The organism is Aurantiacibacter suaedae, assembly GCF_005434915.1.
GTDB lineage: Bacteria > Pseudomonadota > Alphaproteobacteria > Sphingomonadales > Sphingomonadaceae > Alteraurantiacibacter > Alteraurantiacibacter suaedae.
Map to the genome: position 1 here is coordinate 309,113 of NZ_SKCG01000001.1, position 19,516 is coordinate 328,628.

Consider the following 19,516-nt stretch of genomic DNA (forward strand, 5'->3'; position numbering starts at 1 on the left):
GTTACACAGCAGGCCATAGCAGCGGCGGCAGGGTGGAGCCGAGTAGCAGTGCGGCCATCACCAGGTTGAAGGCGCGTAGCTGGCTCTCCTTGCGCAGCATCCGCTCGATCCCGCGGCCCGCGACCAGCCACAGCGTAACGCTGGGCAGGTTGACCAGCAGAAATACGGCAACCAGGACACCAACGTCGCCATAGGAACCTCCCGGCGCGAACAGCGCGCTCGCGGCCACGGCCACCACCCATGCCTTTGCGTTGATGAGTTGCAGCGTCAGCCCCTGCACGAAGCCAAGCGGCTTTGCCTGCACCTCGCCAGCCTTGGTGCGGCCACTTCGCGCCAGCTTCCATGCGAGCCATGTTACCACCAGCGCGCAGGCAACGCGGAAGGCGATGTCCGCCTCGGGATAGGCGAGCAGGATCGCGGCCGCGCCCAGCCCGCCGAGCCCAATCAAGAGATGAAATCCCACGATAATGCCAAACAGCAGGGGCAGCGAACGGCGTACACCGAAGTTGGCACCCGATGTCATCAGCAGGATATTGTTCGGGCCGGGCGTGATCGAAGCCACGAGAGCGAACAGGACGAGGCTGGTGTACGTTTCCATGGCCATAATTATAGGCGCAGCTGGGAACAATATCCTTGCCTGTTGCATCTTGCGCCGGATATTTCTGCAACATATGCCGAAGAATGACGAGATTGACCGCAGGATATTGCGCGAACTTCAGCGCCAAGCGCGACTCACCAATGTCGAACTGGCCGAGCGGGTGGGCCTTTCGCCCTCGGCGTGCCTACGCCGGGTGCAGGAGCTTGAGCGCGCGGGCGTGATCTCCGGCTATCATGCGCGGGTCGATCCGCTGGCGGGCGGGGCGGGCTTCATCGCCTATGTTACCGTGGCGCTTTCCTCGCACTCGAAAGAAAATCTGGAGGCGTTCGAGCGCGCGGTGGCGGGCGCACCGCAGGTGGTGGAGTGCCACAACATCACCGGCGCTACCTCCTACCTGCTGCGCGTGGAGGTCGCCGGGTTGCAGCAATACAAGAAGTTCCACACCGAAACGCTGGCCGCCGTGCCGGGTGTGGCGCAGATCACCACTCACGTTCTGCTGGCGACGACCAAAACGCGGTTCGATTGACCACCCCATAGAAAAGGCCCGGCAGGATCGCTCTTGCCGGGCATTCTTGTGTCTAGCCCTGGGGCCGGCCCAGCTTAGTTGCCCGAGCCGGGACCGTAGGTGATCTGGACGCGGCGGTTCTGCAGCTCGCGGACACCGTCGGCAGTCGGCACACGAAGGTTCGTCTCGCCGAAGGCTTCGGTGCTGATGCGGGCAGCGGGGATGCCGCGGCCGGTCAGGTACTGCTGGACCGAAGCGTTACGACGCTCCGACAGACCCATGTTGTACTGCGCCGAACCCGAGGTGTCGGTGTAGCCGGCGAGCATGATGCGGGCCGTGCCGCAATCGCCATAGGCCGTAACCGCCGAGTTCAGAACGCTGGCAGCCTCAGCCGTGATGTCCGACTTATCCCAGTCGAAGAACACGATGTACGGGCCAGTGTTGCAGGGCTGCGCAACCGGAGCCGGCGGAGGCGGCGGCGGGGGAGGCGGCGGCGGAGGAGGTGTTGGTGGCGGGGGCGGAGCCACCGGCTCGCTGCCGCCGAAGTTGTAGATCAACGTCGCGAGAAGCGAATGCGTGGCAAAGTCGGTGTCGAGCGTGCGATCCGCTTCGTCGAGCAGCGTCACGTCGTTCACGCGATGATACTTGTACTTCAGCGAAGCTTCGAGCTTATCCGACACCGGCGCGCGCAGCTGAGCAATGCCCTGATAGGCGAAGAGAATATCGTTATCGTCGACAAAGTTGATATCCGCGCCGGTGGACAAATCGAAGAACCGCGCGTTCGAGAAGCCCGCGCCGCCGCCGATCGAGAAGCCGACACCGTCTTCACCACCGAAATCGAGCAGCAGGTTGGCCATGCCGCTGGCGACATCGACTTCGCCGTGGCCCTGGTCGTAACTCGCGAAACTGAGCGCGGTCCCGCCGGTATAGATGCCGCCCGAAGTGGCATCCACGGGGCCGAGGGTGATGTGCTTGTAGGCACCTTCTGCCTCAAGGCGCACAGGGCCGAAGTCATAGCCAAGCACGGCTTCTGCTTCCCAGCCCGCGTCGAGATCGAGGTCGACCGTGTTCGCGGTGCCAACGACACGCAACGACGGATCGTCGGCGAGCACAACGCCCCCGCCGAGACCGGCATAGACCTGGCCATCGCGCGCCATGGCAGGCGTCGCAACGAGCGCCGTGGCTGTCAGGAGGCCGATTGCGGAAAGTCTCATTCGTCATTCCCCTTGCTGCTGGCCGCGATCACGAAGCACGGCCGTTAGCGAGCGCTTAGGCCCCACATAAGGCAAATTGGAGACAGTCCGGCGATGCTTGCCACTCTCCCTTCTGCCTGCGCTAGAACAGTGACAATTGGCCCGTCGGCTCAGGCTTTCGGAAAGCGCTGGTGTCCAGCGAAACCGTCTTGCGCGACAGCCCGGCACGGCGGCAGGCGAGCTGGAAGCGCTTGCGGAACAGGTCGGCCCATACGCCTTGCGGGCGCATTCTTGAAAAGAAGCGCGGATCGTTGTCCCGCCCGCCGCGCATGTCGCGCAAGGTCGCCATCACCTTGCCCGCACGATCAGGGTAGTATGCCTCCAGCCATTCGCGGAATAGCGGGGCGACCTCGTGCGGCAAACGCAAGGGTATCCACGTCGCCGACTTCACGCCGACAGAGGCAGCGCGTTCGATAAGCCGTTCCATCACATCATCGGTGATCGCGGGGATCACGGGCGCGATGGAGCAATTGGTATGCACGCCCGCCGCCGATAGCGAAGCAAGTGCGGCGAGGCGCTTTTCCGGCGTGGTGGCGCGCGGTTCAAGCTGGGCCGACAGCCTCGCGTCGAGCGATGTAACCGAAATCGCCACCGCCACCAGATCATGCCGTGCCAGCTCCGCGATCAGATCGAGATCGTCGAGCACCCGGTCGGACTTCGTCGTGATCGTCACCGGATGGCGCAGCTCAAGGCACAGTTCGAGGATCTGGCGGGTGATCCGGTATTGCCGCTCGATCGGCTGATAGGGATCGGTGTTGGTGCCCATGGCAATCGGCGCGCACTTGTAGCGCGGATGCGCCAGCTCGCGGCGAAGCAGCTCTGCCGCATTAGGCTTGGCAAAAAGCCGCGTCTCGAAATCCAGCCCCGGCGAAAGATCGAGATAGGCGTGGGTAGGCCGGGCAAAGCAATAGATGCAGCCGTCTCTTATATCAGATGTCTAGTGTTCATAATGGATGGAAATGTTGAGACTTCAGACAGAAAGATGGAGGTGGTCGAGAAGAATGTTTATGTTCACGAAAGTACCTGAGTGACCATCGGAGTTCGAAAGCGCTACTGCACTTTCGAACTCCGATGGTCGCAACCGCCGAAGGCGGAACGACAATCTCTGGGCCGAAACCGGACTGTCCGGTCTTGGGAGCCAGATCGAGCGAAGCGGCCATTTGACCATGGCAATGTCCGTGTCCGTCATCGACCAATGCCGGTCGTACAGCTCAGTCATCGCGAAAGTCAGCTTCTGACAGAAACTGCCAATTGAATGGGCTGAAGCGTTTCGTCAGCAAGGCGCCCCAATCCCGTTCATTCGAGATGCTCGCGCTCTGATCGGTAAGCTGCCGTTTGCGCAGTATTTAGCGGATGGCAGCAAGGCGCCCCAATCTTGGTCGCTATTGAAATGTTGAGCCGACTTGGAAACAGGCGTCTTTCCAGACCCGAACGCCGATTGGCTGAACCCATATCGCAATGTCGGGCGTTTATGATCCGACTGTCCCGATAATTGGAAAGGCACCGGCTCTTCCTCGATCAGCCGGAGCCTTCGTATGTTCGAACGAACTGCTTTCCCCAATACCGTTCTGCGAGTGCAATCCTCGGGCCGATCACGCTCGACTGCTCGATCCTTGTCGATAGTCCGATCGGATGGCGCGGGTTCCCGACCATGAATCCTTTCCGCCATGGTTCGCTTAAGGCGCTTATCGGCCAAGAAAGACCGTGAGCGGCGGGTATCAGTCTGCCCGCGTAGCCTGTTCGTTGCCGCAAGAAGTCTTGCGCAACTTCGTCAGAAGTCCTGCGCCATGTCGCGTTTCCATGGAACACTCGGCATGGTTGGCCGCATTGCTCGCAGATGCGCCCTTCGATGGCCGGGCGACGCTCCGGCAATTCAGCCCCAACGCGGTGGGAGAATTTACCTTCGCGGTCGCGGTCCCGGTATGCAACGAAGGGGAAATCCTTCCGCGGATGTTGGCGGCGCTGCTGAGCGCCATGACAGGCGTGAGCGAGCGGGGCCTGGCGGTGTTCGCGGTGAACGATACGCAGGACGCGTCGGCGCAACTCATCAAGGACTGGCTCGGGCTCAACGGATTATCGGGCGTGGTTGTCGAAGTCGGCTTCGCCCCGGCGATACGCAGCGCGCCGTATACAAGGCGGCTTGCACTGGATGTCGCCAGCTGCTTTGCACCGGGAGGCGCGCTGCTGACGACCGATGCGGATAGCGAAGTGGGACCGGGATGGGTCCGACAAGGCTTGGATGGTCTCGCCGACGGGTTCGATCTAATCTGTGAAGACGTCCGCCTGGACGATTCCGGCCTCGCCGCATTGCCGGACCAGGTGCGCCTCGCCGGAGATGCCGAGCGCGCCTACTACTCGGCCTGCGACGTCCTCTGGCGCAGATGGAGTGGCGAGACAGGTGCTTTCGCACATCGTGCTTCGGGGGCGAGCCTGGCGATCGCAGCCGCCACCTATCGCAAGCTCGGAAGATTGCCCGTCCCCCATCACGGCGAGGATGCGGCGCTGTGTGCGATGGTCCTGGCCGACGGAGGGCGTGTGATCACCATCGCCGATGGCGGCACACGCACGTCTGCCCGCCTGGAAGGTCGCGCCGCCGGTGGCTGCGGTGCGGCGTTGAGCAGACGCGCCAGCGCGATCGATCCGGTTTGCGACGCAGCGCTTGTCCCGCTCGCGGAATTGAGAAGGCTCGCTTCCTTCCGGCTGCGTCATGGGTATCGGGACGAAAGGGACCGGCCTGAAAAAGCGCTTCGCTACAGCGAGATCCTTGTCGAGCTGGCTCACGCCCGGTCACTGCTGGCAGAGGAGGCAATCGTTTGACCTTGCTGTCCATAGCCGCGGTCGAGAAGGCTATCGCCGCGCGAGCCGCTGCGGTCGATTTCGACGATGGCGATCTCGCCGCGGATATTGGCGAGTTGCGCGACCATAATTGGCTTGTGTTCTGTCTCCCCCGGGAAGAGGGCGGGCAAGGCTGGGGGACGCAGGACGAGGGAACCTTGCCCGCCTTCGATGCGCTGCGCGCCCTTGGCAGGGCCAACCTCTCTGTCGCCCGGCTGTTCGAAGGGCATATGAATGCCGTCAAGCTGGTCGTTCTCTATGCGCGCGGGCCATCGCGGGATGAGGCGTTCTCTGCGATCCGAAGTGGTGCGCTTTTCGGAGTGTGGGGTGCGGACGATCCGAATTGCCCGCTGACGCTCGATCCTGCCGGCGATACCCTGCGCGGAGCCAAACGCTTCGCCTCCGGCCTCGGGCTGGTCGACCGGGCCATCGTCACAGTGGCGAGCGACACCAGCCCGCAGTTGCTGCTCGTGCCGTGCGGCGACGCGGAACGCGCCGATGCATCGGGCTGGCGCATGGGCGGCATGCGAGCGACACGCTCCGGGCGTTACGATTTCGACGGGGTCAATATCTCGAGCAGCCAAAAACTGGGCGAACCCGGCGACTATCTGCGAGAGCCATATTTCGAAGGCGGAATCTGGCGCTATTGCGCCGCCCATCTCGGCGGAGCCGAGGCCCTTTATCGCGCTATGCGGCGCGAGCTGATGAATCGCGGCCGTGCCGAAGATCCGCACCAGCAACGCAGGATTGTGGAGGCCGCAATCGTCATTGAAACCGCGCGGCTCTGGTTGCTTCGCGCAGCCCGCGCGGTGGAAGCCACCGACGCCCCGGCCAATGTGGCCGCGCTGTCGCTACTCGCGCGTGAAGTGACGGAGCGAAGCTGCCGCACCGTCATCGAAACGGTCGAGCAGGCGCTCGGCATGGGCTCGCATATCGCCGGTTCGCTGGTCGAACGCATTCGCCGCGATCTGGCGCTGTTCCTGTGCCAGGCGGCGCCCGACGCCAAGCGCGCACGCGCGGCCAAGACACTGTTCCATCTCGAGCACGAACTGGAGTTCCTGTGAGCCTGCCTTCTTCTGCGAAAGGCGCGCTACTCTCGGCGGCTGCCGACGCGCGCCCCGTCGAAATCGACGAACTTGCTCCTCCCGGCGGCCTGCTGATCGTCGCGCCCCATCCCGACGATGAGACCTTTGGTTGCGGGGAAGCGCTCGCTTCTGCTGCTCAGGCCGGGCGAAAGATCGGGATCGTGCTGCTCACCGACGGCGAGGGATCGCATCCGCGGTCGGTTGAATACGGCCGCGACCGGCTCACCGCCCTCCGCAGGGAGGAAATGCGCGCGGCACTGAAGGTTCTCGCCCCTGGGAAGGACATCCCGGTCATGCGCGCTGGGCTGGAAGACGGAAGCAGCGATCTCGAGCGGCTCGGCCTGCACCGGCTGCAGCGCATCTTCGCATTCGCTTCGGCGCTCGATACCCGGTCGGTCTGGACGACCTGGAATGGAGATCCGCACTGCGACCACAAGACCGCCGCCACGCTCGGTCGCATGGTCGCGGACGAGATCGGAGCAAAATTGTGGCGGTTTCCCATCTGGGGCCGGTTCGGAGAGCGCGACGTACCTGACGATCTGCGCATCTTCGCCGTTCGGCAATATCGGGCCCGCAAGCTCGAGGCGATCGATGCCTACCGCTCGCAAACGACATCGCTGATCGCAGACGATCCGGATGCCGTTGTGATTCCGCAAGGGCTGCTCGATCACTTCGCCGAGAGCCCGGAGATTTTCATCGGTGGATGAGAACGAGGCAGAGCGCGCGGAAACCTTCGACGCGCTGTTTGCGGACAATCCCGATCCGTGGAATTTCGAGAACAGCGTTTACGAACGTGACAAGCGCGCAGCTACTATCGCGGCGCTTCAAGATGCGCGTTTTTCCAACGCTCTTGAAATCGGATGCGCCACCGGGGTCCTGACCCGTGACCTCGCCGCGCACAGCGATGCGCTTCTCGCGCTCGACGTGTCGGAGCAGGCGCTTGCTATCGCCAGGTCGAAGTCCGTCACGAACGACACGGTTGTGTATCGCCGCGCTGAAGCGCCGCGCGACTGGCCGGAGGGATCGTTCGACCTGATTGTCCTTTCCGAAGTCCTCTATTTCCTGTCGGCGGAAGAGATCGCCATCGTCTCGCGGCGTGCTCACGAAACGCTGGCGGCAGACGGACTTTGCCTGCTGGTCAACTGGACCGGCCCAAACGATCTGCTGGTGGGCGGAGAGGAGGCTGCACTCCTGTTCTCCCGTTCCGCCCCGTGGCGCAGCGAAGAGCCGCGGATCGAAGCCTCCTACAGGATCGACCGGCTGCGCAGATAGTCGAGGCATCGGACCACCCGATCTCGAATATACGACGACCCGGACCGCACTTTTTCTGCGATCCGGGTGTTGCTTTCTTCGGTGGCGCCAGCGGGGCTACGCCTTCTTGACTGTGGCCCGGCCCCAGTAGCGCAGTTTGCCGCAGGCCTTGATGAAGTCCTTGGCAGATGCGCCCTTGCTCACATCGAAGAAGCCGTCGTCCATCTTGGCCGCGATGCCGATCGCCTCGAATAGCCTTTACCGCCGGTATGTGGGCGATGAACTTCGCGTGGGCGAAGGCGTCGGATACGAAGTCCTGGCTCGGCTTGTCGTCGGCCAGCTTATTCGCTGCCGCTTCGCCCATCACGATCGCGACCGCATCGAATACGACCGAAGGCCCGCCGTCGATCTTCTCGGCCGCCTCCTTCAGGCTCTTCACCACGTCGGCATCAGCACCATCGGCGATGTAGATACCAAGCTTGCGGCCCTTGAAGCTGTCGGAACCGTTTTTAAGGATCGACAGCGCCGGGCTTTCGGGCAAGTCGGTGATCGGCTCGCGTGCAAGCGGAACCTTGTCCGGCAGCTTGTCCATGCCCAGTCCGTCGCTCACGGCTTTCGCCAGATCGCCATCGATATGGCGCAGGTGCCCGACCATCCACTCACGGATCGACAGGCGGCCGACCTTGCTCAGTTCGAAGACGAGCGCGTCGCCAAGGTGGCTCTGCTCGATCTCGGTCTGGCTGATGTAGACCTGGCGCGCTTGACTGTAGTGATCGGCAAAGGTCTCGGAACGCACACGTACCTTGGGCCTCTCGACGGGGCTTCATAGCTTGTAAAGCCCTGCATGGAGCAGCCGCGAGGGCCGCGATCCTCCTCGGCGCCGTCGCCATCGCCCCAGCTGTTGGGCTCGTAGTTCACCCGTCCCTTTGGGTTAGTTATCGCCATGTGCCCGTCCTGCTGGAAATGGCGAACCGGCACCTTGGGCGCATTGATGGGGATATGGGTGAAGTTGGGCCCGCCAAGCCGCTTCAGCTGCGTATCGAGATAGCTGAAATTGCGGCCCTGAAGAAGCGGATCGTCAGAGAAGTCGATGCCGGGCACGATATTCTGCGTGCAGAAGGCCACCTGCTCGATCTCGGCGAAGAAATTGTCGACATTGTTGTTCAGTGTCATCGTGCCGACAATTTGGACTGGAATCTGTTCTTCGGGTATAAGCTTGGTCGCGTCGAGCACATCGAATTCGAACTTCTCAGCGGACTCCTGGTCGAACACTTGAACTCCGAGATCCCATTGGGGAAAGCCGCGATCGGGCGCGGGCTTTACCGAGTGGATCAGGTCGGGAAACTTGATCGCGTCCTGAACAAAAAACACCGGGATGTTGTTGCCCACGATGTCCCGGTTACCCTCTTCGGTGTAAAGCTTGACCGCGGAGCCGCGCACGTCGCGCGCCAGATCGGGCGAACCTTTGTTGCCCGCTACGGTGGAGAAACGCACGAAGCAGGGCGTCTTCTTGCCCTTTTCGCCCGCCATCACCTTGGCACGGGTCAGAGCGGGGATTGGATCGGTCAGCTCGAATTCGCCATGGATGCCGTATCCGCGCGCGTGAACGACGCGCTCAGGAATGCGTTCGTGATCGAAGTGGAATGTCTTTTCGCGCGCGATGTGGTCTTCGAGCAGCTGCGGACTGTGCGGACCGGCGGTCAGCCAGTTCTAGTCGTCAGCGACTGGCGCACCCTGTGCGGTCGTCATGACGTCATTGTCGCCCTGGGGCTTCTGCTGGTTCGCACCACCTTCTCAGAGTTCGAGTTACTTGGCCATCCTGGAAATCCTTTGAAATCGAATGCTGACAGGGGGTTGCGGTGGCCGAGGCCACCGCACCCGGCAAAGTCAGCTCAATTGTCCTGCTTGGCGGCAAGGTTGACCGAGCGTTCGGCCAGTTCGCTGGCGAAATCGTCGGCGCCGTAAATGTCGTCGACAATCTCATCGAGCTTCGCGGTATCGTCGTCTCGGCCGAGCGCATCGGAAAACGCCTTTGCAGTGCCGAAGCCGGCAATGCCGTAGTGGCTCATGCGCTGATACTGCGCGATAGCGGCCACAGCGCGGACCTCGTCGCTCACATCCTCGTCGATCACGTGGGCGCGGGCTTCGGCGACTAGGCCTTCCATTCCCTTGCAATGTTCCTTGGATTTATCCGCTCCGCCATTGTCGGCGAGCATTGCGCGCAGGGTCTGGGTGTGTTCCTCGATGCCGCCTACTGCATCGTCGAGCATCCCGGACAGGGCCTCGTCCTCGATCTTTTTCGCCATCTGCTTAACGATCTTCTTCATCTGATCATTCGCCGACACCAGGTCTTTGAGTTCCTCGACGTAGAGTTCTGAGAGATTCTTGGGAGCGCTCATGGGTAATCCTTCAAAGGGAGGGGCCGCGCACCGGAGCGGCTGCGCGGACGACTAGGAGTCGAAATAGAAGGAATTGGCGTTTCTCGATCGAACGCCCGAAACCGTCGAAAGCGGCTGGTAGCTAACTTGCCAATGCCAGACGGGCTCACTCGTTCCCGCGGCATGAGCGATCAAGGAAAGCAATGCCGAATTTCCGCGAATTTCTGCGGATGATATATAAAAAGCGGACGCGGCCCCTTGTGGAGATGCATGGACTGCACCATCTCATCACCATCCACTGGGATGATCAACAGATGGCTATGTCGACCCGCCCCAACACCGAAACTGAAAAAATTACCATTAATCTGGGCTTCGTTGATCTCGGCTCGATAGACTTGCTGGTGCGCGAAAGCGTCTTTGCAAATCGCACCGACTTCATCCGCACCGCCATCCGAAATGAGCTTGCCCGGCACGACGAGATTGCCCGGCAGGTGAAGGGGCGCGACACCCCCGTGCTGGGCATCCGCCACGTGGTTCGTGCCGATCTCGAAGCGGCACGCGACGCGGGCGAGATGCTCGATTTTCGCGTGCTCGGTCTGCTCAGCATCGCCAACGACGTCGATGCGGAGTTGGCGCAGGCGACCATTCGATCGCTCTCCATTCTGGGCGCCTTCCACGCGCCGCCAGAAGTGAAATCGGCCCTTGCCGACCGCCTTGCGTGATTTTCACGCAGCAACCGAAGGTACTTGAAATGTCCAATCCCCTAACCGCTAGCATGTCGGAGGTTCTCGCCCTCACGCGGGCAGGGAGGCTCCGGCAGGCGACCGATCTTATCCAGCGCAATCTACGCTTCAGGAATGCACCGGCCACTGCTCGCGAGACTTCGGTCGACGAGATCGGCGACATCATCGCCTTGCCCGCTCCCATTGCGAGGCCAGCGACCGAACCCGGCAATCCAAGGCGCGCTCCAGCCACCCCCAGCCCGGCGAGCTTCGAGCGGCGCACATTGCGCAATGCCGCCGGCTCTCTCGATTATCTGCTCTACAGGCCGAGCGGCTTGAACGATCCTGCTCCGCTCGTGGTCATGCTGCATGGCTGCACGCAATCTGCGGAGGATTTCTCGCGCGGAACGCGGATGAATGCGCTTGCGGACGAACTGGGATTCATTGTCGCCTATCCCGAGCAAACCCGGTCTGCGAATGCACAGAAGTGCTGGAACTGGTTCCGGCCCGGCGATCAGGGCAAGGCCTCGGGCGAACCGGCGGTCATCGCTGCGATCACCCGCGAGATCATCGCGGCCGAAGGCGTCGACTCCCAGCGCGTCTATGTCGCCGGGCTTTCCGCAGGCGGGGCGGCCGCCGCGATCATGGCGAGCGCTTTTCCCGACCTCTACGCCGCGGCTGGTGTTCACTCGGGGCTTGCATGCGGGTCAGCGAAAGACCTGCCGAGTGCGCTCGCAGCAATGCGCGGGGGTGGGTCGATCCGTGAGCCGGCTTCCGGCGGGAAGTACGTCCCAATCATCACCTTTCACGGTGATCGCGACAACACCGTCCATCCCGTCAATAGCGATCGAATTCATGCAGCTTGGAAAGCGACTCCGGCGATGGCTGGCTTGAAGCGCGAAGTCACAACAGGGTGCGGACGGTCCGGTGGCGCATATCGCAAAACCGCGATGCTTGACGGCGAAGGGCGCAGCATGTCGGAAAGCTGGTTGCTGAAAGGTGCGGGGCATGCGTGGTCGGGCGGATCGCCTTCGGGGTCTTATACCGCCAAGTCCGGGCCTGATGCATCGCGCGAGATGCTTCGGTTCTTCATGCAACACCGTTTGGCGTGAGAGCAAGACAATGCTCCCTGAGCGGCGGCAGAGCCTTGCAGAGGCGGGCCTCTACCACAAGCGGCGCGCCTCTCGCGCGAGCGAATACCCTAAAGACGGCAAGCTACATCATGATTACACAGCTTGCGACGAACTCGCCCGTTTTTCCCAACACGAACATGTTTTGTTCTTCTCAGGAGCGCAGCACAGCCGTAAACATTAGATTTTGAAAACTCTCGCCAAGCTTGCGCTATTTTCTTTCATGATCATGCCTGAGCAGGCCTGCCGTTCAGGCTTGTAGAGCATTAATAGTAATGCGCTTGGGTGAGTGACCAATAGGTTTTCTAATCCAATCCTTTGCAAGTCTCATTTACAAAGTGATAGCCGATACCTTCCACGATCGGGTCGTTAGCTAAAAGGCAGCATTGCCCGGCCCGATTGCTGAAACCGGACTGTCCGCAAACGGCCCAGTTTTTGCCTTTTCCCGTAGCTCGACTTGGTGATCGCCGAATGTTAGCTGTTGGCGTAACCTGCCGTTTCGCCCGTCGCCTCTGAACGGCAGGAAAGTCCCAAGCGCAGTGAGGCTGGCTCCCCGCCATCGGCGAGGAGCCATCGGGTTCAGATTTCAGTGTTCTCGGCGAGGGCAAGAGCGTCTTCCACGTCGATCCCGAGATAGCGTACCGTATTCTCGATCTTGCTATGGCCGAGCAGGATCTGGACGGCGCGCAAATTGCCTGTCGCCCGGTAGATGATCGACGCTTTCGTTCGGCGTAGCGAGTGTGTGCCATACTCACTTCGCATCAGACCTACCCCCGAGACCCATTCATCAACGAGTCGAGCATACTGGCGGGTGCTGAGATGGCCGCTGCGATCAACGCGACTTGGGAAAACATAGTCGTCCACAGTGCCGCCCCGCCGCTCGAGCCAAGCCAGCAGGCTGGCCCGGGCATCTGGGAGCAGTTCGAATTGAACAGGCCGACCCGTTTTTTGTTGTGTCACCAGTGCGCGCGTGCGGATCTGCCCGCCACTGACAATGTCGCCGATTTTCATCTGAACGAAGTCGCAGCCACGTAGCTTGCTGTCGATCGCGAGGTCGAACAATGCCCGATCTCGAATGCGGCGCCGCTCATTGAGGAAAAAACGGATCTCCCAAATCTGCTTGGGCTTCAGCGCCCGCTTTGCGCCGACAGTGCGCCCAGCGTTCCAGACTTGACGCTTGGGCGACTTGAGTTTGGTCTCAGAAATTTCCATGTTCATTCTCCGATGGCCAGAATTGGCCATTTGAAGAACGTCGTCTGATCTAGGGAGCAAATGCTGCAAGGCTCGAGCTGACCCAGACCCGGCCGTTTAGCTTGCCCACGGCGAACATCTGCTTCTGATAGAAGCTGCCGTATTGACGCCTCAAAGTGAATTAACTGCAACGTGCCCAAATACCGACAATTGAAGCTTGGCCCACGATTGCCTTAAAGCGGGCCTCGGATCAGCATGTTCAAGGTGGCCAAGATTTCGGACGATCCAGAGCCGCAGTTTGCCGGAGCACGGATCGGGATAGCAGACATTCGAAACGGTGAAACGACGTTTCAACCTCGCGTCCGCATCCTGATCGTTCGGGCGCGTCCTCCCATTCGATACGACAAGGCGCTCATTTCAATAGAGCCGCCTAACCGTAAGCCTCAAAACGCACCATCCCGATCGCCATAACTACTCTACGCAGGTAGCGTCGCGGCGGACGCCACTGAATCCCGTTCGACCAGATAGGTATTGACCAATCTTGTGACCGGTTCCTTTGGCAGCCCCTCAATCAACATCCTTACCGCTTTGGAAGCCATCTCCGCGATCGGTTGGTGGATAGTCGTAAGATGGGGCCATATCGTCATCGCGATGATCCCGTCATCAAAGCCGCACACCGAGAGATCCTCCGGCACTCGGTAACCCATCTGCTGCGCAGCGTTCATCACGCCCGCCGCCATGTCGTCATTGGTGGCAAAGACCGCCTGAGGCGGCTCGCAGCCCTTCAGCAAGCGCTTCCCCGCCATCATTCCACTATAGAAGGTGAAGTCGCCCCAATCCTCGCGAACCGTGGCGTTAGGGACGAGCGACTGGATTGCCTTGAGAAAGCCGTCGCGCCGATAGATTGCTTGGCCGTGCGTGACGGGCCCGTTGACCAGCGCTATCCTCTTGTGTCCCAGCCGGTGGAACAGGCGAGCGACCTCGCCCGCAGCTTCGAAATCGTCAGTCTCAACGGCGCTTGTTCGGCTGGGCTCCAGAACAGGCGCGATCCTTACGTAGGCCTTCTGCTCGCGCTCAAGGAAATCCAGCAGGCGTGAATCGTCGCACAGCGGGGGTGATAGCACGAAACCGTCGCAACGGCCCTTTTGCAGGATGCCGGAGAGCTGCCGGATGAGCTCTTCATCCGAACAATCCGATTGGATTTCGTAGAGTCGCAGGTGATAGCCTGCATCGCTGCAGGCTTCGTAAGCTCCGGATTGAATCTTCATGTTATAGTTGGACGAGGGATTGTCGAACAAGATAGCGATGGTGAAGGACCGCACCCCGGCCAGCGACCGCGCCGCCACATCGGGCACGTAACCCAACGCGTTAACGGCTTCTGTCACTTTCGCACGCAGCTCTTCGGAGACCCCCGCCTCGCCATTTACGACCCGTGAAACGCTCTTGAGGGACACACCGGCGCGCTTGGCAACGACCTCCATCGTGACACGGGAACCCACACCCTCACGCATGCAACATGTCTCCCCCAAAATCGATGCTCTTCCGGCCGGAGCAGAGGCGGGTCTATCGCCCGATAGATTAGGAGAAGTCAACGAACGCGTACGCAGGTTGACGCGCGCCCCGGGGCCGCCGACATCTAACGCCAACGGTCTTCTGGCAACTAGCCGAGAACCGCGATCACGGCATAGAAGAGCGCAGGGAGCACCAAGTCCAAGGCTACCGGTGCGCCAGCAAGCGGCGGAATCATCGCGCCGCCCAATAAAGCGCGTTGAGCCTTCCGACGGATTCCTCGCCCAAGTTCACGTAGCGGCCGCTAAAGCAAGCTACTCCTGACTATCCCCAGCTCTTCAAGGCGCCGTCGGAATCAGTTATCCACTTTACTTCCGATCCGCAAAAAACGGGCGGCGTTATTGTAGAGGATATCCCGCTTCTGCTGCGGCGATAGGTATTCCGCGTTCTGAATGATACTGATCGAGTGGGCCATCAACCCCGGCCAAGCGACTTGGTCCGTTCCGAACATGACCCGGTCGCCGAAACCAGCATCCACGATCCGTTCGATGTAGCGGTTCACCTCCTCGATTGGATAGCTCCAGATGAGGCCAGCAATGTCGACATGGACGTAGGCGTTGGCCTGCAACAGGGTGAGCAGATTGTCGATCATGGGGTAACCCGCATGCATTATCTGCACCCGCAGCTTCGGATGACGTGCGAGCAGATCCTCCAGCAGCAGCGGATCACCCATGGATGCGCGGAATGTCGGCATGAGGACATTGGCCCGACCCGACCCGCCGGTGCCCATATGAATGGCAACGGGGATGTCGAGCCGTTCGGCCAGTGCGAAATACTCATCCACACTAGGGTCGCTTGGTGACAGGCCCTGATATTGCAAGCCGATCTCGCCCATCACCTTGAAGCCGCCATCGGTGAACAAATCTTCCAGCCGGCGCAGTTCGGCCGCCTTGTCGGTGTCGGGCTCCGAGGCGAAGGTGGTGCCCGCGATCATGCGATCCGGAGCGGCCTGCTGGTAGGCATGCACGCTTTCAGGATCGCCGAACACCACGGCCGTGACGTTAAGCCGTTCCATTTCGGCCACCAGCGTGGACAGATATTCTCCAGGTGGTGCCGGATAGAGTCGCGGCGAGCAATCTTCCTGCGACCATCCGAAGAAGCCGCCTGGGGCATCACTCGGGTCGAGCGCGAGAAATTGCTGCGGGTTGGGGCAGATCGGATCGCCCAACGAACTGCTCTCGAGAGTCGCATGGAAGTGCACGTCGATGATCGGCGGCGGCGCTTCAGGGCGCGACTCCTCCTGCGCGGCCAGTGGCGCAGCCATGCAGGCGGCAGCGGCAAGGGCCGCACAGGGGTACTTCATCAGCGCTCTCCTCGTTGCGCAACCATCAGAACGTAGCCGACAGGCGAACGCCGTACTGGCGCGGTGGCGCGTAATCCGCCGTGCCGATGCTCGAATCGCCTGTCTGCGCATTGGAATTGGATACGGTTTTCACCGCCTCATCCTCCAGGTTGCGCACATAGACCTGCAATCGCCACGCCTCCGGTGCGACATATGTCAACGACAGGTCGGTCTTGGTGAAGGAATCCTGATAATTGCTGGCAAAGCCGTGAAACTCCAGATCCTTGCCACTCTCGAAGCGGGTCTGCACCTGCGCCTCGATCGCGGCGCCATTGCTCAGGTCGAAGTTGTGGGTGTAGCCAGTGGTGAACGACCATTCCGGCGTCCGGGCGAGCGCGCAGCCGCTGAAGTCGGCCCGGCGTGGCGCGGGCTGGCTGTAATCGGCGGTGTAGCAGCGCTCCACATTGGCATTGCCCGGATTGTTGACGAACGGATCGCCCTGCTCGAGCACGAAATCGTCGTAGCGGGCGTGCAGCCATGATCCTACGAAGCTGAATCCGCCATTTTCCGCCACGCGCAAACGCGTTTCCAGTTCCATGCCGTAAATGGTGGCGGTGCCGGCGTTACGAGTGACCAGCGCCGCTTCCCCCGCAATGGTCTCAACGGCGGATACCTGCAGGTCGGAGTAATCGTTGTAGAAGGCCGACAGGTTGAAGACGAGGTCGCCGTTCAGGAACGTGTTTTTCGATCCGATCTCGTAAGCGACGATCTCTTCGGGGTCATACGTGTTAGGCGCTGGCCCGTCGAAATAGCCGCCCGCCTTGTAGGCTGTCGCGACCTGGGCATAGACTAGTGAATCCGGGCCGATGTCGTATTCTAGGCCAACCTTCCAATCGGTGGATGTCCAGTCCGCATCGGCACGGTTGACCGCGATCTGTAATATCACGTCGCCCTGCGGCGTGGTGATGAATGTGCCGCCCCGGTTTGACTTTTCATCCTCGGTGTAGCGCAGCCCCGCCGTCACCCGCAGCGCGTCGGTCAATTCGTAGGTCGCCTGACCGAATAGCGCGAAGCTGTTGGCCTTGATGGGGTTCTGGAAGATGGTCAGGAACGTACCGTTTGCGAGACCGATATCGACGTCATCGATGTTCTTCTCGTCGAACAGGTAGGCTCCCACGACCCAGTCCAGCCTGGCCAGGTCGCCAGCCAGGCGCAATTCGTGCGACGAACTCTTCTGCCGGTTGTTGATGTAATTCGGGCGGTTGTTGCCGGGCGTCAAATTCTCCGACGTGATGTCGAGCTGCAGTTCGCGGTAGCCGCCAAGATAGGTCAGCGTGGCGAAATCGAAATCGTAATTCAGCTCTAGGCTGCCACCAAAGATGCGATTGTTGCGCGAAACGTTGAGCTTGGCGGTGGATTCGTAGGGATCTCCGGTAGGCAGCGGGTAGGCATTAAGCGCAGTGCCCGCGCCGCCGAGATGGGTGAAGTCACCGCGCGCGGTGATGCGCAGCCGCTCGGTCGGTTCGAACAGCACCTGCAGCCGGGCAGACACGTCATCCTGATCGTTGCGGTCGTTCCCGGTGACACCCGGTGCCTCGGCGGTACGCAAATAGCCATCATGGCGCACGGTCTGGAAGGCGGCGCGCACGGCGATCGTGTCGCTAACCGGCGCGTTCACCATGCCCGACGTGACCAGGGTGTTGTAATTGCCATATTCCACCGCAGCCGCGCCCTCGAAGGTGAAACGCGGCTGGTTGGTGATGATGTTGATGGCGCCGGCCGTTGCGTTGCGGCCATAAAGCGTACCCTGGGGGCCGCGCACCACCTCGACCCGCGCGAGATCGTAGAATTGCGCGTTCAGCGAATTGGCGCGGGCGAGATAGACGCCATCAATATGTACGGCCACTGCAGCATCGCCATTGGCATTGGTGTTGGTGCTGCCTATGCCGCGCATGAACACCTGCGGCGTGCCGCCATTATTGGTGATCGACAGGCTGGGCGCCAGATCGGACAGGTTGGAGATGTCGCGAACGCCTTCCTCTTCCAGCGCGTCGCCGCCAAGCGCCGTGATCGCCAGCGGAACGTCTTGCACGACCTCGGCACGACGTTGCGCAGTCACAATGATGGCGTCTCCTGCGTCCCCTTCGGACGCCGAAGAATCAGGCGCTGCCTGTTGGGCGAGTGCTCCGTTGGGCGCTACCAACGCTCCCAGCGCGCAACCCATAGCCAAAACCAGAGATCTACGCATTATTTTTCTCCCATTACTTTCATCTGCCTTGCGAATTGCCGCAAGCTTCGAGTTAAATCGCGGGCCCGTTAACGAGCGCGGAAATGCTTGTCTAGACAGCGCTGTCTAAGAGAAGCGAGATTATGGCGAAGTGAGGTATTCTGGCACAGGCGCGTTCATGTTCAGACGCAACCGCGCGTTCGGTAAGCGCATCCTGCTAGCCGACCTTGGCGCTCACGAGACGGGCGAGCCGACGCTCCTTATCCTTGCTAGAGAGCCTAAGTGAGCCACCGCTTTCGGTAAAAGCGTTGTTCAGTTGGCATTGACGCCCACGAACAAGTGAGCCGTGGCCGTGCTTAATGGGAGCGCTGCCGGCCTCTCCAACAGCTTGAATCGCGCCGCCTCCTTAACTGGGATGAGCGCTTGCATGGCAGCTCACTCACGCTGATAACAATTGTAACAATGGCAAGCGGACGTACATTATCACGACCAAGCGGATCACCTCGGGTCATGAATTGAAGTAGGGCAAGAGGTCGGCTGTTTGGGGGGGACCCCAACCATTTGCGCTTACTTTTGCCCTGAGAAAGCTCTGCAAATCTCAATGGCAAAGCCGAGCGATGCCGGTACGGGCGGTCTGGAGGCCGTCTTTGACCGCGCGATGAGACACGCAAGACGGCAGAGTCGATATCGCCAACAACCCGAGGGAGAATGTGCTTCGCGGCATAGTGCAGGGACGCAAGAACTGAACCTTTGCTGGCCCCGACAGCGGCTGCGAGCGAGCCGGCAACATGTACTCGATGCTCGGCACGGCCACGACCATGAACCTGTAGGACTGGCTGACCGCCTTTTCGGGGCCATCGGCAACGGTTACCCGATCAACAGGATCGAGTAAAAGCGGACCAATCGCTACCTGCCCAGCTTGTGACATTCCGAGCGGTGGGGCCGCGCCATGCTGAAGGTCAGCTTTTGGCGGGACCTGTCATTCGACAGATGACTTCTGAGCGGCAGCTTCGTCCCAGAGGTGTCCACTCGCTTCAGACGACGGTAACGTCCGCTTTTAGGCGTCGCACGGGCAAAGGTGGATGACCGGGATTGGGCGCAGAGCTGCCATAGAAGTGTTGCCGGTCAGCGCCATTTTATCACGCTGACCGGCGTGAACTTACTGGTTAGGATCCTCCCAATCGTCATAGCTTTCCCGCAGGTGACTGAGATCATCTGGCGGGGTCATGGACATCTCCCACTCTTCCGGAGTTAACATATCCGTACGGATGCTTCTCTGCAGTTGGCGATCCCACTCGGGAACAGCAGAAATGCGCACCAGCATCACCTCAACTTTACCTTCGTCGTAAATCTCGAATGTGCGGGTCTTGGCGAGTTCGGCGTACTTCGCGAAATCCTGAGCGACTTCGTCGACCGAAACACGGAAACATGCATGACTTTTCATGAGATAGAGCCTTTCGTTTGAGTACACGTATCCTGTCGATCGCGGA

Annotated in this window: 15 protein-coding genes and 2 pseudogenes; 7 read left to right on the forward strand and 10 right to left on the reverse strand. The window is 60.9% G+C overall.

Annotated features, from left to right (window positions below; all coding sequences use genetic code 11):
• Position 1: 1 nt before the first annotated feature.
• A complete protein-coding gene (locus E0473_RS01425; protein WP_161981469.1) occupies positions 2–604 on the reverse strand; it encodes a LysE family translocator in 603 nt (200 codons plus the stop codon).
• Positions 605–671: 67 nt separating this feature from the next.
• On the opposite strand from E0473_RS01425, the gene E0473_RS01430 reads away from it, so the two are divergent.
• Positions 672–1,124 (forward strand): Lrp/AsnC family transcriptional regulator, encoded by a 453-nt coding sequence (locus tag E0473_RS01430; protein ID WP_137679083.1) that lies wholly within the window; start codon positions 672–674, stop codon positions 1,122–1,124.
• Between the two features lie 74 nt (positions 1,125–1,198).
• Here the strand turns inward: E0473_RS01430 and E0473_RS01435 are convergent, their stop codons facing one another.
• Positions 1,199–2,317, reverse strand: a complete 1,119-nt coding sequence (locus E0473_RS01435) for an OmpA family protein (RefSeq protein ID WP_137679084.1) — start codon at positions 2,315–2,317, stop codon at positions 1,199–1,201.
• A gap of 121 nt (positions 2,318–2,438) precedes the next feature.
• Positions 2,439–3,275 (reverse strand): annotated as a pseudogene (locus E0473_RS01440) (PA0069 family radical SAM protein); the annotation flags it as partial.
• An 881-nt stretch (positions 3,276–4,156) separates the two neighbouring features.
• On the opposite strand from E0473_RS01440, the gene E0473_RS01445 reads away from it, so the two are divergent.
• The 4 genes from E0473_RS01445 to E0473_RS01460 are packed head-to-tail and all read left to right on the forward strand — an operon-like array spanning position 4,157 to position 7,548.
• Positions 4,157–5,173, forward strand: a complete 1,017-nt coding sequence (locus E0473_RS01445; protein ID WP_161981471.1) for a glycosyltransferase family 2 protein — start codon at positions 4,157–4,159, stop codon at positions 5,171–5,173.
• Complete coding sequence (locus E0473_RS01450) at positions 5,170–6,255, forward strand: acyl-CoA dehydrogenase family protein (RefSeq protein ID WP_241657281.1); 1,086 nt, start codon at positions 5,170–5,172, stop codon at positions 6,253–6,255. The genes E0473_RS01445 and E0473_RS01450 overlap by 4 nt, the downstream gene beginning before the upstream one ends.
• On the forward strand, positions 6,252–6,983 hold the full coding sequence (locus E0473_RS01455; protein ID WP_161981472.1) for a PIG-L deacetylase family protein: 732 nt from the start codon (positions 6,252–6,254) through the stop codon (positions 6,981–6,983). The genes E0473_RS01450 and E0473_RS01455 overlap by 4 nt, the downstream gene beginning before the upstream one ends.
• Complete coding sequence (locus tag E0473_RS01460) at positions 6,976–7,548, forward strand: class I SAM-dependent DNA methyltransferase (RefSeq protein ID WP_161981474.1); 573 nt, start codon at positions 6,976–6,978, stop codon at positions 7,546–7,548. Before E0473_RS01455 ends, E0473_RS01460 begins: the two co-directional genes overlap by 8 nt.
• Positions 7,549–7,644: 96 nt before the next feature.
• Here E0473_RS01460 and E0473_RS01465 read toward each other — a convergent pair.
• Positions 7,645–9,303 (reverse strand): annotated as a pseudogene (locus E0473_RS01465) (catalase); the annotation flags it as partial.
• A gap of 116 nt (positions 9,304–9,419) precedes the next feature.
• Positions 9,420–9,926, reverse strand: a complete 507-nt coding sequence (locus E0473_RS01470) for a YciE/YciF ferroxidase family protein (RefSeq protein ID WP_137679089.1) — start codon at positions 9,924–9,926, stop codon at positions 9,420–9,422.
• Positions 9,927–10,108: 182 nt separating this feature from the next.
• Between E0473_RS01470 and E0473_RS01475 the strand changes: the two genes are divergently transcribed.
• Positions 10,109–10,627, forward strand: coding sequence for a hypothetical protein (locus E0473_RS01475; protein ID WP_206663407.1), 519 nt, complete (start codon positions 10,109–10,111; stop codon positions 10,625–10,627).
• On the forward strand, positions 10,624–11,739 hold the full coding sequence (locus E0473_RS01480) for an extracellular catalytic domain type 1 short-chain-length polyhydroxyalkanoate depolymerase (RefSeq protein WP_206663408.1): 1,116 nt from the start codon (positions 10,624–10,626) through the stop codon (positions 11,737–11,739). The genes E0473_RS01475 and E0473_RS01480 overlap by 4 nt, the downstream gene beginning before the upstream one ends.
• Positions 11,740–12,336: 597 nt before the next feature.
• On the opposite strand, the gene E0473_RS01485 is transcribed toward E0473_RS01480, so the two are convergent.
• The 5 genes from E0473_RS01485 to E0473_RS01505 all read right to left on the reverse strand — a co-directional run bounded on the left by E0473_RS01485 (position 12,337) and on the right by E0473_RS01505 (position 19,470).
• Complete coding sequence (locus E0473_RS01485; RefSeq protein ID WP_421721760.1) at positions 12,337–12,975, reverse strand: tyrosine-type recombinase/integrase; 639 nt, start codon at positions 12,973–12,975, stop codon at positions 12,337–12,339.
• Positions 12,976–13,424: 449 nt separating this feature from the next.
• Positions 13,425–14,459 carry a LacI family DNA-binding transcriptional regulator gene (locus tag E0473_RS01490; protein WP_137679091.1) on the reverse strand — a complete coding sequence of 345 codons (1,035 nt, stop codon included), beginning with the start codon at positions 14,457–14,459 and terminating at the stop codon, positions 13,425–13,427.
• Positions 14,460–14,812: 353 nt separating this feature from the next.
• Positions 14,813–15,781 carry an amidohydrolase family protein gene (locus E0473_RS01495; RefSeq protein ID WP_206663409.1) on the reverse strand — a complete coding sequence of 323 codons (969 nt, stop codon included), beginning with the start codon at positions 15,779–15,781 and terminating at the stop codon, positions 14,813–14,815.
• Between the two features lie 64 nt (positions 15,782–15,845).
• A complete protein-coding gene (locus E0473_RS01500) occupies positions 15,846–17,918 on the reverse strand; it encodes a TonB-dependent receptor (RefSeq protein WP_206663410.1) in 2,073 nt (690 codons plus the stop codon).
• A 1,267-nt stretch (positions 17,919–19,185) separates the two neighbouring features.
• Complete coding sequence (locus tag E0473_RS01505) at positions 19,186–19,470, reverse strand: hypothetical protein (RefSeq protein ID WP_137679094.1); 285 nt, start codon at positions 19,468–19,470, stop codon at positions 19,186–19,188.
• Positions 19,471–19,516: the final 46 nt, after the last annotated feature.